14 protein-coding genes and 1 pseudogene are annotated in these 13503 nt (G+C 37.2%); 5 read left to right on the top strand and 10 right to left on the bottom strand.

Going from position 1 to position 13503, the window contains the following annotated elements:
* Window positions 1-119: 119 nt before the first annotated feature.
* The 5 genes from PSF86_RS12885 to PSF86_RS12865 all read right to left on the bottom strand — a co-directional run bounded on the left by PSF86_RS12885 (window position 120) and on the right by PSF86_RS12865 (window position 3500).
* Window positions 120-614, bottom strand: a complete 495-nt coding sequence (locus tag PSF86_RS12885) for a hypothetical protein (protein ID WP_277900489.1) — start codon at window positions 612-614, stop codon at window positions 120-122.
* Between the two features lie 31 nt (window positions 615-645).
* A complete protein-coding gene (locus tag PSF86_RS12880; RefSeq protein ID WP_277900488.1) occupies window positions 646-1059 on the bottom strand; it encodes an OsmC family peroxiredoxin in 414 nt (137 codons plus the stop codon).
* 87 nt (window positions 1060-1146) lie between these two features.
* On the bottom strand, window positions 1147-1971 hold the full coding sequence (locus PSF86_RS12875; RefSeq protein ID WP_277900487.1) for a helix-turn-helix domain-containing protein: 825 nt from the start codon (window positions 1969-1971) through the stop codon (window positions 1147-1149).
* A gap of 141 nt (window positions 1972-2112) precedes the next feature.
* Window positions 2113-2859, bottom strand: a complete 747-nt coding sequence (locus PSF86_RS12870; RefSeq protein ID WP_277900486.1) for an SDR family oxidoreductase — start codon at window positions 2857-2859, stop codon at window positions 2113-2115.
* An 80-nt stretch (window positions 2860-2939) separates the two neighbouring features.
* The gene (locus tag PSF86_RS12865; protein WP_277900485.1) at window positions 2940-3500 is read right to left on the bottom strand and encodes a Crp/Fnr family transcriptional regulator; all 561 of its coding nucleotides are present in this window, start codon (window positions 3498-3500) and stop codon (window positions 2940-2942) included.
* Window positions 3501-3977: 477 nt separating this feature from the next.
* Here PSF86_RS12865 and PSF86_RS12860 point away from each other — a divergent pair, with 477 nt between their 5' ends.
* The 5 genes and pseudogenes from PSF86_RS12860 to sufD all read left to right on the top strand — a co-directional run bounded on the left by PSF86_RS12860 (window position 3978) and on the right by sufD (window position 8535).
* Window positions 3978-4307, top strand: coding sequence for a HesB/IscA family protein (locus PSF86_RS12860; protein ID WP_277900484.1), 330 nt, complete (start codon window positions 3978-3980; stop codon window positions 4305-4307).
* 46 nt (window positions 4308-4353) lie between these two features.
* Window positions 4354-4677 (top strand): annotated as a pseudogene (locus PSF86_RS12855) (four helix bundle protein); the annotation flags it as partial.
* A 48-nt stretch (window positions 4678-4725) separates the two neighbouring features.
* The gene (gene sufB / locus PSF86_RS12850) at window positions 4726-6171 is read left to right on the top strand and encodes a Fe-S cluster assembly protein SufB (RefSeq protein ID WP_277900483.1); all 1446 of its coding nucleotides are present in this window, start codon (window positions 4726-4728) and stop codon (window positions 6169-6171) included.
* Window positions 6172-6266: 95 nt separating this feature from the next.
* Entirely contained in the window at window positions 6267-7019 is a 753-nt protein-coding gene (gene sufC / locus PSF86_RS12845; protein ID WP_277900482.1) for a Fe-S cluster assembly ATPase SufC, read from the top strand.
* Window positions 7020-7218: 199 nt separating this feature from the next.
* Window positions 7219-8535 carry a Fe-S cluster assembly protein SufD gene (sufD, locus tag PSF86_RS12840; RefSeq protein ID WP_277900481.1) on the top strand — a complete coding sequence of 439 codons (1317 nt, stop codon included), beginning with the start codon at window positions 7219-7221 and terminating at the stop codon, window positions 8533-8535.
* Window positions 8536-8598: 63 nt separating this feature from the next.
* Here sufD and PSF86_RS12835 read toward each other — a convergent pair whose 3' ends face one another.
* The 5 genes from PSF86_RS12835 to PSF86_RS12815 form a co-directional block, all read right to left on the bottom strand.
* Window positions 8599-9180, bottom strand: coding sequence for an RluA family pseudouridine synthase (locus PSF86_RS12835; RefSeq protein WP_338424031.1), 582 nt, complete (start codon window positions 9178-9180; stop codon window positions 8599-8601).
* A gap of 340 nt (window positions 9181-9520) precedes the next feature.
* Complete coding sequence (locus PSF86_RS12830; RefSeq protein WP_277900480.1) at window positions 9521-10618, bottom strand: lipid II:glycine glycyltransferase FemX; 1098 nt, start codon at window positions 10616-10618, stop codon at window positions 9521-9523.
* Window positions 10619-10805: 187 nt separating this feature from the next.
* Window positions 10806-11264, bottom strand: a complete 459-nt coding sequence (locus PSF86_RS12825; RefSeq protein WP_277900479.1) for a hypothetical protein — start codon at window positions 11262-11264, stop codon at window positions 10806-10808.
* Window positions 11265-11502: 238 nt separating this feature from the next.
* Window positions 11503-12522, bottom strand: coding sequence for an alpha/beta hydrolase family protein (locus tag PSF86_RS12820; RefSeq protein WP_277900478.1), 1020 nt, complete (start codon window positions 12520-12522; stop codon window positions 11503-11505).
* A 90-nt stretch (window positions 12523-12612) separates the two neighbouring features.
* Window positions 12613-13473, bottom strand: a complete 861-nt coding sequence (locus PSF86_RS12815; protein ID WP_277900477.1) for a helix-turn-helix domain-containing protein — start codon at window positions 13471-13473, stop codon at window positions 12613-12615.
* Window positions 13474-13503 lie beyond the last annotated feature (30 nt).

Here is a 13503-nt window from a genome sequence, read left to right as displayed (position 1 = left end):
CTTTATGTTCCGTTTGAAATCACAGCCCATCTTATTACGGCTTGCAATTTTTAGGTTTACCCCATGTTTCTTGATTTGAAATATAAAATGTTTGTTGGAACTTCTGTAATGGAAATAAGTTACTGATGTCCTTTCTTGTTTAACTTTCTTTGTTGTCTAAATTGATGGACAGAACCAATTATAAATAGAACGAAAAGCACAAGAAGCGTTTTCCCGATTAATGGATCTGTTGGTCCGTTAGCTAATGGCCGTCCAACGGGAATACGATTAAGCGTCTCGTTAACCGTTGGTACCCAAGATAAGAAAAAGCTAAAGGACAGAAGGAAATTTTCTATATAACGAAACCTGTTATTTCCTGTTTTTTTAGCGTGGAGGTAATAACCTGCCAATACCAGCACTACAATGAATAAGGCAAATATATGCCCGGGGTTAAAGCCCCCATGATTAAATATGCCCAATGCTGTTAATGACGTTACAATTGTTGTATAGAAGTATATCTTACCAGTAATATGTGTTAAATTTACTTTACCAAACCGTGCATAAGAAATAACTGCGACAATAATGGCAATGATGCCTATGAACGTATGAAAAATACCTAAATTAGATAATCCCATTTTTTTTCTGTTTTAAATTAATATTGGTTTATTATACTAAACTTGCCTCTGAACTTATAGGTATTTTTAATGCCTGAGAAATCAAGCAGTTTTGCTCTGCTTCTTTAGCGATGGTTTCAAATTCCGCTGTACTTATCCCTGGAACGGAACCTGAAATTGAAAGATGAATTCTGGAAATATTAAGGTTTTCCATCGTTAAAATGGCTTCCGTATCCAATGATGTGGGTGATAATCCTTTCTCTGTTAGTGCAAAACTAACGGCCATAGTAAAACATCCTGCATGAGCTGCTGCCAACAATTCTTCTGGATTGGTTCCTTTCTCTTCGCCTAAGAAGCGGGTTTTAAAGCTGTAGTTTGTTTTGTATAATGTTTCAGATTGTGTTGTTAAATCTCCTTTGCCTTCTTTTGCATTACCTGTCCAATGTGCTTTTGCTGTACGTTTCATTTCTTTTTAATTTTTATATTATAATGCCATTATTGACAATGCAAAGGTTAAAAAGATTGAAAGAGGGGATTTTGAGAATCAGTTCAATTATTTGTCAATTTGGTTCAGGCGATAATTAGTGGGCGTACTATGGAATTTATCGTTAAAACTTTTGGTGAAATTTGCCAAATCATTAAATCCACAATTAAAAGCAATGTCAGAAATGCGTTGGTCAGAAGCCAAAAGGAGTTCAGCTGCCTTTTCAAGTTTTTTGTTCCTAATATAATTTGCAGGGGTGTCATTGTATAATTTTGTAAATTCCCGTTTGAATGAAGAAACGCTCAAGTTGGTTTGTTGTGCTAATTTTTCTACCGTCAATTGAGAAAAAAGATTTGCTTCAATAATTTGTTTGAAAGTATAGGTTCTTGGTGAAAAAAGTTGAGATAATATGACCTGTATGGTTCCTGCTTCTTGTGTTTGCGATAATAGGAGGATAATTTCCTTCAACTTCAAAACCAGAACTTCGTCATTGACAAGAGAAGGGTTTTCAAAGTAAAAAAGAAGACCTTCAATATATTTTTGAATTAAGAAGTCATTATTGACCTTTCCGCTCGACTGATTGGATACTTTGATGCTAGGCTGCAATATCAAGGGAATTTCTCTATTGTATATCTTTTTTAAAACATCTAAATGGAACGTGACAATCACGACTTCACAAAAGTTTTTTGCATCGGAATGATGTATTTGCTTGCCAGATTTAACACAATTTAAAAGCAATGAGTAATTAGTAGGAACACCAATCTGTATGTCATCCATTTTATACTGAAACGCTCCTTCTCTTACAAACAATAAGCAAGCTTGCTCATTAACCGGAAACTCATATTTAAAGGGTGGCTTTAATACAATTCTTTGAATGAGCGATTTCCCAAACAAATCAAATTTTTTATAACTGTTTATCATATCAATACCATTTCTGCATATGTTATTCTACCACAAGTTTAAAGATGTTTTTGTGAACTACTTTAACCCAAAAGTTAAAGTTAATGTTTTTATTACCCATTATTTATCCTTTTCTTACCAAGGAATTTCGCCTCCCTCAGGATTGGTTTCTTCACAAAAGAATTTTCCTGTATCACCGTCATTATCAATTAAGGTATATTTTACAATGCGTTTTGCTGCATCTTCGACTGTTCCCGTACCTTGGTTGTTGTTGAGGCCTGTTTTGGTAAAACCAGGACTAACTGCATTTATTTTGAATTTTGTGTCGCGTAATTCGTATGCCAAATTTACCGTGTACATATTTAAAGCAGATTTTGACGAAAGATATACAGCGCCTTTGTAGTCGTAATATTTATAATTATACGCAGTGTCACTGTGCAATGTAATTGAACCTTGACTTGAACTTACCATTACGATTCTAGGTTCTGGCGAATTTTTTAATAAATCTATAAATGCTTGCGTAACTCTTACCACACCGAAAACATTCGTTTCGTATGCAACTTTAAATTGTTTCTCAATACTTGCTTCTATTGCAGATTGAGGCATGCCTCCAGTAATTCCTGCATTGTTGATAAGGATATCTATTGCTTCGGTTTTTTTACCGATTTCCAACCTTGCGTTTTTAACCGAATCATCATTACTTACATCTATTCGGATGACTTCTACATTTGCTAAACCGTCAGATTTTAATTGTTTTACTGCTTCTGTTCCTTTTTCCAAATTTCGGCTTCCGAGGTAAACATAATGACCCTTTTGCAATAATTGTCTTGCTGTTTCAAGTCCAATACCTTTGTTGGCACCTGTTATGAATGCTTTTTTCATTTTTTTGTTGATTTAAATTTAATACAGCAAAGTTGCTTCAACTAAAGATGAAATCATTTATCATTTGGTAAAAAACGATTTTAACTAATATTTTTCCTTATCCTGCTTAATGATTGTTGTGTAATTCCTAAATAGGAAGCAATGTATGAAAGGGGAACCCGATTGACGAGCGTTGGAAATTTTTCTAAAAATGTGAGGTAACGCGTGGTGGCATCTTCGTTTACCAAAGCACTTCTCCTGTCCAATTTTTCCACCAATCCTTTCTGGAATATTTTATGGGTTATGGTGTCCCAATCAATAATTGTATTTGATAGTTCGTTCCAATCCTTTCTTGAAAAAACGATCAATTTACAATCTGTAAGTGCTTGAATGTATTCCGTCATCAAATCTTCTTTATACGGATTCGAAAACAAACGGTTTTCCTCAATAAAGTATTTCGTTATTTCGTCTCCATTTTTGTTAAAATAGCAAATGCGAAAAATACCTTCCTGGACATACACAATTTGGTCAAAGGCAGTTCCTGCTTCTGCAAAATAGTCGTCTTTACAGAGTTGGGTTTTGGTTGCTTTGCTTGAAATTAGTTCAATTTGTTGCTTATTTAGACCGCCAAATTGTAGTATATATCCTATTAACTCTTCCATTCTACAAAGTTAGCAATCATTTATTTTAATTAATTTACCATTTGATAAAAATGGCACTTTTTTGGCTTATAGTAGTTATAGTTTTTTCTAAACCCTATCGGCCGTATTATGGGCATAATACAGGAAAGGGAATTTTGGAAAATCACACCAAAGCTTTCTAAAAGCTTTTTTAATCTGGGCAGCAGGATTGGAGTCTCGTAGGCTTGAATTTTGCAAGGTATTGGAGGTTAAAGGCTTGTTTTAGATAAATATTTCCTATTGAATTTTATAAGAAAAACACATTTGCTCTTTCATAAACAAGGACCATAGCAATGGTTTTGTAGCGGTCTTACAATACTTGCAAGAAAGAAATGTAAGGAATTGTCAATAATCATAACAAAAGCCTATAGAAAGATATAATATAATAATGCTTTTGGCTATGGTATATCGTGCCGAATATCTTATTTTTGTAAACTATTTAGAAAGAACAGATTTATTATGATAAAAGTTTCTGAAACGGCGAAAAAGAAAATCGCGGAGCTTATGGCCGACGACGGCTTTAATGTAGCTCAGGACTTTGTGCGTGTAGGCGTTAAGAGTGGCGGGTGCAGTGGATTATCATATGACCTGAAATTTGACAAGAACAAGGCCGAAGAAGATAAAATGTTTGAAGACAATGAAGTAAAAATCATTGTAGACAAAAAAAGCTTTTTGTACCTAATCGGAACCACTTTAGAGTATTCCGGCGGGCTTAACGGTAAAGGTTTTGTCTTTAACAACCCAAATGCACAGAGAACGTGCGGATGCGGGGAGAGTTTCTCGCTTTAGTTTGAAAGTTGAAGGTTAAAATTTTGTAAGGTTTTTATGGCAAAAAGCGAGAGCGTTAAATTCAGCCATATATGCAATTACAAACAACTGTGGGTTTTCAGAGAATAAGGGACTAAAGCGACAAATTAGAAGAGTAAGGATTTCTATATCTTCTAACATTGCTGAGGGGTTTGAACGGGAAACAACAAAAGAGTTTATTCGTTTTCTATATATAGCGAAAGCATCTGCAGGAGAAGTAAGGTATCAATTGTATTTAGCTTACGATTTGAAATATATTATTGAAGCGGAATTTGAAAAATTAAAATTGAAGGTGAATGAAATAGCAAAGTTAATAAGGGGGGTGATTAAGTATCTAACAACCCTAATTTAGAGAAATAGCTTTGCAACGTTATAAACTTTCAGCTTTATAACTAAAAATATGGCATACACAGAGGAAGAATTAAAAAAAGAGCTCGAAACGAAAGAATACGAGTATGGGTTTTATACCGATATAGAATCGGATACCCTGCCCGTGGGCTTAAATGAAGAGATTGTTCGGGCGATATCTAAAAAGAAGAACGAACCGGAATGGATGACCGATTGGCGCTTGGAGGCCTATCGTGCATGGACGGAAATGCAAGAACCCGAATGGGCGAACGTAAAATATAAAAAACCCGACTTTCAGTCGATTTCGTATTACTCGGCTCCAAAAAAGAAACCGAAATACGAAAGTTTGGACGATGTTGATCCAGAATTGTTGGATACGTTTAAAAAACTGGGGATTTCCATTGACGAGCAGAAAAAACTGGCGGGAGTGGCCGTTGATGTGGTGATGGATTCGGTTTCTGTGGCAACTACATTTAAAAAGACCTTGGCCGAGAAGGGCATTATTTTTTGCTCCATTTCAGAGGCTATTAAAGAGTATCCGGAGCTGGTAAAGAAATATATCGGCACAGTAGTTCCCAAAAAAGATAATTTTTATGCGGCCTTAAACTCAGCGGTGTTTTCAGATGGGTCTTTTTGTTACATCCCAAAAGGCGTTCGTTGCCCAATGGAGCTTTCAACCTATTTCCGTATCAATCAAGCGGGAACGGGTCAATTTGAGCGTACATTAGTAGTTGCCGAAGAAGGAAGTTATGTAAGTTATCTGGAAGGATGCACAGCGCCCATGCGTGACGAAAACCAATTGCATGCTGCCGTGGTGGAACTTATCGCGCTTGACAATGCCGAGATAAAATATTCAACCGTGCAAAACTGGTTCCCGGGCGATAAAAACGGAAAGGGAGGTGTTTTTAACTTTGTAACCAAAAGAGGATTGTGCGAAAAAAACGCTAAAATTAGTTGGACACAAGTAGAAACAGGATCTGCCGTAACTTGGAAATATCCTTCATGTGTATTGAAGGGCGATAATTCGGTAGGGGAGTTTTATTCAATTGCAGTAACCAATAATTTTCAGCAAGCCGACACCGGAACAAAAATGATCCATTTAGGGAAAAACACAAAAAGCACCATTATTTCCAAGGGGATTTCTGCAGGAAAATCGCAAAATAGTTACCGTGGTTTGGTACAAGTGCAGGGAAGGGCAGAAAACGCCCGTAATTTCTCGCAATGCGACTCTTTGTTAATGGGTAACGAATGCGGGGCACATACATTTCCGTATATAGAAACCAAAAATAAAACGGCGCAAATAGAGCATGAGGCTACTACCAGTAAAATCGGGGAAGACCAGATTTTTTACTGTAACCAACGTGGTATCGATACCGAAAAGGCCATTGCGTTAATTGTAAACGGATTTAGTAAAGAAGTATTAAATAAGCTTCCTATGGAATTTGCCGTAGAAGCACAAAAATTACTGGAAATTTCATTAGAAGGTTCCGTAGGATAAATTTAAGTTGATGATTATGTGGTTATCAAGTTGCCCAAAGCAATACCATAGCAACATAGCAGAAAAAACAACATACAATATAACAGAAGAAACAAATGTTAAAGATTGAAAATTTACACGCTAGCGTAGAAGATAAAGAAATTTTGAGAGGGATTAACCTGGAAGTAAAACCGGGGGAGGTACACGCTATCATGGGGCCCAATGGCTCCGGTAAAAGTACATTGTCGTCGGTGATAGCCGGGAATGAAGATTTTGAGATTACCAAAGGAAGCATTAAATTTTTGGGAGAAGATATTGATGCGCTTGCTCCTGAAGAAAGAGCGCATAAGGGCATTTTCTTGTCGTTTCAATATCCGGTTGAGATTCCGGGGGTGTCGGTAACCAATTTCATGAAAACGGCCATAAACGAAAGTCGCAGGGCTCAAGGATTGGAAGATATGCCGGCCAATGAAATGTTGAGGAAAATACGTGAGAAATCAGAATTATTGGAAATCGACCGAAAATTTCTTTCCCGTTCGTTAAACCAAGGTTTTTCGGGAGGCGAGAAAAAGCGTAACGAGATTTTCCAAATGGCCATGCTGGAGCCAAAATTGGCCATTCTGGACGAAACCGACTCCGGCTTGGACATAGATGCGCTCCGCATTGTTTCAAACGGCGTAAACCGATTAAAAAGTAAAGACAATGCCGTAGTTGTAATTACGCATTACCAGCGCTTATTAGAATATATCGTGCCCGATTTTGTACACGTGTTGTTAAACGGAAGAATAGTAAAATCCGGAGGAAAAGAGCTCGCTTTAGAACTTGAAGAAAAAGGATACGACTGGATTAAGCAGGAAGTAGCCGTATAGGTTTCGGGAACACATAGATATAGTATTATTTTAATATGTGTCACCCTGAGCTTATCGAAGGGTTTTCCTCAGGCACATTTTCAAAATAAAGTGCTTCGACAAGCTCAGCATGACAAGAAAAATTAAATTATAGAACTGAGGTTTTTTTAGAGGATTTAGTATTTATCTAACTCCCAGAACTCAGAAACCAAAATTTAGAATGGAATTAAAAGATAAATTAATATCATCGTTTATGGCTTTTGAAAACCGTGTGGACATTGATCACTCGGTACACGATATCCGTATGGAAGCTATAAAAATCTTTGAAGAAAAGGGGTTTCCTACTAAAAAAGATGAAGCGTGGAAATATACGTCGTTAAACGCATTGTTAAAAAACGATTACAGTGTGTTTCCAAAGGAAGAATCTGCTTTGGAATTTAAGGACATAAAAAAGTATTTTGTACACGATATAGATAGCTACAGAATTGTTTTTATCGATGGTGTTTACAGTTCGCATTTGTCGCAAACCTCACACGAAGGCTTGGATGTATGCATTATGAGTTCGGCATTGACAAAGCCAAAATATCAATTGGTTATTGAAAATTACTTCAATAAAATAGCTAAAAAAGACGATAGCCTTACTTCGTTGAATACTGCCTTTTCAAGGGAAGGCGCTTTTATAAATATCCCAAAAGGAAAAGTGGTGGACAAACCGATTCAAATTTTGCATTTTGCCACTGGAAAAGAATCGTCGCTAATGTTGCAACCCAGAAACTTGGTAGTCGTGGGCGAAAATGCGCATGTGCAGATTATAGAAAGACATCAAAGTTTAACCGACAATCCGGTGCTTACCAATGCCGTTACCGAAATTTATACCCACAAGCGAGGCATTGTTGATTACTACAAAATTCAAAACGATAACCAAGACGCTTCGTTGATTGACAATACGTATATTTCGCAACAACAAAGCAGTCATGCATCAGTGCATACGTTTTCTTTCGGGGGGAAATTAACGCGTAACAATTTACAGTTTTTCCACAAAGGGGAATATATCAATTCCACCTTAAAGGGAATTACCATTACCGAAGACAAACAGCATGTAGACCATAGTACCTTGGTGCATCATGCAACGCCAAATTGCGAGAGCCATCAAGATTATAAAGGTATTTATGCCGATAGAAGTACCGGCGTTTTCAACGGGCGTATTATTGTTGAAAAAGAAGCCCAAAAGACCAATGGGTTTCAGCAGAATAACAATATTTTAATTGATGACAAGGCCACTGTAAACGCAAAACCTCAATTAGAAATTTTTGCCGATGATGTAAAATGTTCGCACGGATGTACCATTGGGCAATTGGACGACGAAGCACTGTTTTACCTGCAAACCCGTGGTATTCCTAAAAAGGAAGCACGCGCTTTGTTGATGTATGCTTTTGCCAATAACGTTTTGGAAAGTGTGAAAATACCCGAGGTTAAAATCAGGATTAACAAGTTGATTGCCATGAAGCTTGGCGTTAACATTGGTTTCGACTTATAAAATAAAACTGTTATACTTTATAAAAAACCGAATAGTTGTTATGACTATTCGGTTTTTTGTTTTTCACCCAAAAATCTTATTAAAACGCTCTGGCAATTCATCTTTTATAAAAAGCTTTTCTTGTGTAATAGGATGGGTAAACTCAAGCGAATATGCATGTAGATATAGCCCTTTACCGTGTAAAACCAATCCTTCGGCACCATATATCTTGTCGCCTAAAACCGGGTTGCCAATACTTGCCAAGTGCTTCCGTAGTTGATGCCTTCTTCCGGTTTTTGGAAATAGCTCCACCAAATTAAGTTTTCCAAATCTTTTGGAAACAACCGATTGTTGAACCCTGTAACCCGATTGCGATGCTTTGCCGTCTATTTCCGTTGTAATCTTCCCCCGGGCCGGCATATTGCCAATAGTAACGGCATAATACGTTTTTTCAACTACTTTATTTTCAAACATTTTATTTAGTAAGCGAATGCACTTGTTTGTTTTTCCTGCCAATAGAATTCCTGTGGTGGCATAATCTAGGCGGTGTACAGGTTGGGGAATGGTTGCATCTGGAAGTTTACCAGGCCGGATATTTTGTGGCAAAGCATTGGCTATGGTTTTAAATTTATTGCCACTTACTAAAATGCCTGCGGGTTTATGCACAAGGGCCAAGTATTCATCCTCATATAAAACCCTGAGCGGGAAAACAAGCTTTTTATTACCGATGGGCTTATCAGGGATGGAAAGCCTAATGGTTTCGCCTCCTTTTATATATGTTGCCGTGGTTCCAACGATGCCATTTACGGATATGTATTTTTTCTTAAGTGCCTTTTTTAAAGCCGATTTTGTGCCGATATTTTTAAATATACCAACACCATACTCTTGCAGCCGTACACGGCTTTGTATGTTGGGAACAATATGGGTTTCAATAATATTGATGCCTTTTCGTGAAATTATACGTTATTAACCTGAGTTCGATTATTAATAAACGGTAAGATAGTGCTTAATTACTTATTTCCTGCAACCTAAAAAAATCGTATTCCTTTTTTCTGTACGGATAATCCCAACATCCCATTCTGTGAAACAAGTTGCCGCCAAAGCCTTTTTTGTATATATGAACGCCCCTTAACGGATGAGAATCGTTTAAATTGGGTGCAGAACCAAACATGTCATATTCGGTACAGCCCCATTGCTTGGCAAGTTTTATGGATTCCCATTGTAGTGCATAACTGGCCATTTTATTATTTGGCAGGGAAGCACCATATAAGTAGCTGGCGCGTCTGTGCGACAAAACCAAAAACATGGAAGCCAAAAACTGCCCATCGTAATCGGCCATGAGCATCTTTACGTTGACACCCTTAGCATAGTTATCTTGATTGTTTAATAGACGTGCAAAGTAATCTTCATTTTGCAAAGGCATTTGGTGGCGTTTTGCCGTTTCATAATATAGTTTGTACCATTGGCTTATGTGCTCCACGCCATACTCTTTTACTTGTATCCCTTTCTTTTTTGCACGTTTAATATTATACCGGGTGTTATACCTCATGTTGTATAACAAGTTGTCTTCAGCTTGGGCTAAATCAAGAAAAAAAGTGTTTTTGGGCAAGATGTCACTCGGGCTTTTATAAAGGTTCCAGTGCGAGGTTTTGTAGTTAACACGAAATTCTTGAACCCTGCTCTGCGGGGGGCCGTTCCAATTTCCCGAACCGTCAAAATATTCATCTTCATTGGCCCATTGGTTTTTCCACAGCAAATCATAACGTATAAAAACACAGTTTAAGGGGAGTGAAGGTTTTAAGGCTTCGGACAATTCTTCTAAAAAAACACCTTGATTTTCAAAGGTAGGCTCTATTTTTGGCCCATATGGTACATATGCATAGCATAATTCGCTGTTAATGTACTTAATAAGCACCAACAAATCGTCTTGAATGGTCCCTAAATTTCCCGAAGTTTCACCGAGCAGTTCTTTAGATACGGTAATTTCAAATCCGTTGGGGATATATCCCTGCTCGTTTTTAATTCTTCCCCAATATGGGGTTTGGGGCAATATGTTTGTTGGATTGATGCAATCAACCTCTTTTTTTTCCGCTTTACATAACATCCTGCTGCTTTTTGGCGGCAAAACTAAAAAATACAGTTTGTTTTATAAAAAAACCACTAAACTTTTTCCAACCTGCCCGATGAGGGTCTTTCAGAGGGGGGTGGCTTAAAAATTGTATTTTTTTAGGGATTCTCTCCTATTAAAAAAGGCAAATGGGTTTAAATGATAATATTAGGAACACGTAGAATTACTCATTCTGTTTTTTATACTCCATTTCATAATCGCTCTTGGTAGTGGCATTATAACCGCTGAGCGTTAATGTATTATTGGAAATTTTCAGCTTTTCGCAATGCTTATCTTCTGTTATGGAAATAATTGTATCGGTAATCTTTACATTTTTTATGTTATTGTTGTCAAAGGGACATTCAGCATAAATTTTGAACGCTTTAAACCTTGGGGCTTCAAGCAGGCCTTCTTCCGTAAATTTTACCGTGGAATTTTTAAATTCAATTTTTCGGAATGGATATTCGGCTTCTTTCCAGCTACCTTGTAAACGCTTGATTATTTCGCTACTTTGTATGTCTGTCCGTTCAACCTTTATACTTTTATTATTCCCTGAGTCTGCTTCGGAAGTTTTATTCTTGCAGGAGACAAGTAATATTGCAAGAAGGATTGAGGAAAGGGATATTTTATATTTTATGCGCATGTGTATTCAATTATAAAAATCGGTACTATTTAAAACTTCAAATTGGTGAGAAATTGAACGGGTTATATAATTGCCATCGGTTCAATAATCAGTTTTGTGTATGAGCAGTAGCAGGTTTTACGCAACTACTTTTCGGATTACAATATACTTATTTAAAATGAGATAGCGGTTCGAGTTAGCACCCAAACCGCTATTGCTTATATATGCTGTTGGCGGTAGCTTTTTCGCCTATGTGCTTTTATTTCATATACTTGTCCAAGAATGCGAGGACTTTTTCGGGATGCCTTCCAAAATAGTTGTAACCGTCTTTAAATCGCTTGTCGGTATTTTCAATCCAATGGATTTCCTTTTCTTCGCTGCCGAGTAGGTCAAAGGTTTTTTGTCCGTCTTCTGGATTTTTTGTCCAAGCATCATCTTTAACCTGTATCATAAATACTGGCATTTTCACATCCGGTGCGGCCGTATGCGGTGTCATTTCGTCCATTAACCAACCACCGGCTTTCAATAGCTCAAAATCGACCAAATCCAAATACTGACTTACACCTTGTAGGCTGGAAAACGCTTCATAAATAGCTCGCATTGAAACAACCATTGGGCTTACCATACATTTTACATTTTCAAAGAGTTCGGGATGACGGCTTATTGCTTCGTACTGTGAGTTTCCACCCATACATTGGCTGTAAAGTGCCACTTTCATTTTGCTAAGTCGTGGATGGTTATCAACATATTGTTTCACCCCAGCACAGTCTCGCCATTCCAACTGTCCAATTCCGCTCACGCCATTGTTAGATGAGCCACTTCTTCCGTGGTTTCTGATGTCGTAAGCCAAAACGTTGTAACCTGCATCGGTTAAATGTTTCATCTGAATTACAAAATCGATTTCCACATTGTCATAACCGCTAAACGGTTCGCCAAGATGACCTTGAAAACCTGAACGGCACATTGGCAAGGCGTGGTTGAAGATGACAAGCTTATTGCTTTCGCCACCTTTTGCGGGAATGTACCAACCATCGAGCGGTACACCGTCAATGCCTTTTAGAAAAACATCTTTCCAATCGGTCATTCCGTAATCATCTGGTGTTTTGTGAATAATGCTACGGAAAGGTTTGCAAACATTAACCAAACCCATTACCTTTTCGTAATCGGATTCCGAAATTTCGTTCAATTGTTTTACGGCGTTTTCCATCCGCTCTTTTGATAGTCTTGATTTATGAGTGGATGCTCTTTCGCTTCCAGCCAAGTTTACTTGATTTTCCATAATTTTTATTTTTTAAAATTCTTGATACTACAAAGTTAAGTGGTAAACAAAGCCTTGTGCCTAAACAGATTACTTGATGTCTGAAACAAATTACTGATTGCGGAAAACGGTAGGCGTAATACCAACTTCTTTCTTAAAAAAACGAGTGAAGTATGTGGGATAATCAAAGCCCAAACTGTAGGCAATCTCGCTGATTGACAAATCCGATTGCCGTAATTTTTGCTTAGCGTTTTGAAGCAAATGCTGTTGAATGTGGTATTGTGCCGAATTTCCGGTAAAGTGTTTAATTAAGTCGCCGAAGTAGTTTGCAGAAAGGTGAGATAGGTTGGCAAAATAGCTTACCGTTGGAAGTTTTTTGATATCCTTGTTTTGTTCAAAATACGCTTCGATGTTTTTATAAAAATCCGCTACAACTTTGTTGTACAGCACGCTTCGTGTTTCGAACTGCCTTTGATAGAATTTTTGAATGTAGGACAAAACTAAATTGGCATAAGAAGTAACGATTTCTTTTGAAAATGCGCCTTTTTGGTATTCGGTATGTGCTTTTTGGAACAAGTCCAGCAAAATTTCCTTTTCATCTTCTTTTACAAATAAGGCTTCGTGGCTGTCGTAATTCCTAAAGCTGTAACCTTTGGCATACTTGTCGAACACTTTCGGGCTGATGAAGATATTATAACCTGTCATTGGTTTTTCCAAGTCCCATTCGATTAGGCTGTTTGGTGCATCAAAATATAAATAGGCTTTTGCATCGTCAAAGTCCGTTTGTCCGTAATCAATGTTTTTGTCAAAATCCAACTTAAGTGCCAAAAGGTAAAAATCAATTTTTACAGGATTCGACTTTAGCGGAATATTACTTTCATTGTCGTACAACACCATTAAAATACCTTCTGACTTTTGGTTGTCGATATTCAAATATTCTGCAAATTCCGATATGGTATATTTTTTGTTCAATTTTTTGTGGTTATTTACTTGGTTCGAATG

Origin of the sequence: Galbibacter pacificus, assembly GCF_029603165.1 — a bacterium.
Taxonomy (GTDB): Bacteria; Bacteroidota; Bacteroidia; order Flavobacteriales; family Flavobacteriaceae; genus Galbibacter; species Galbibacter pacificus.
This window is presented reverse-complemented; position numbering and strand designations above follow the sequence as displayed.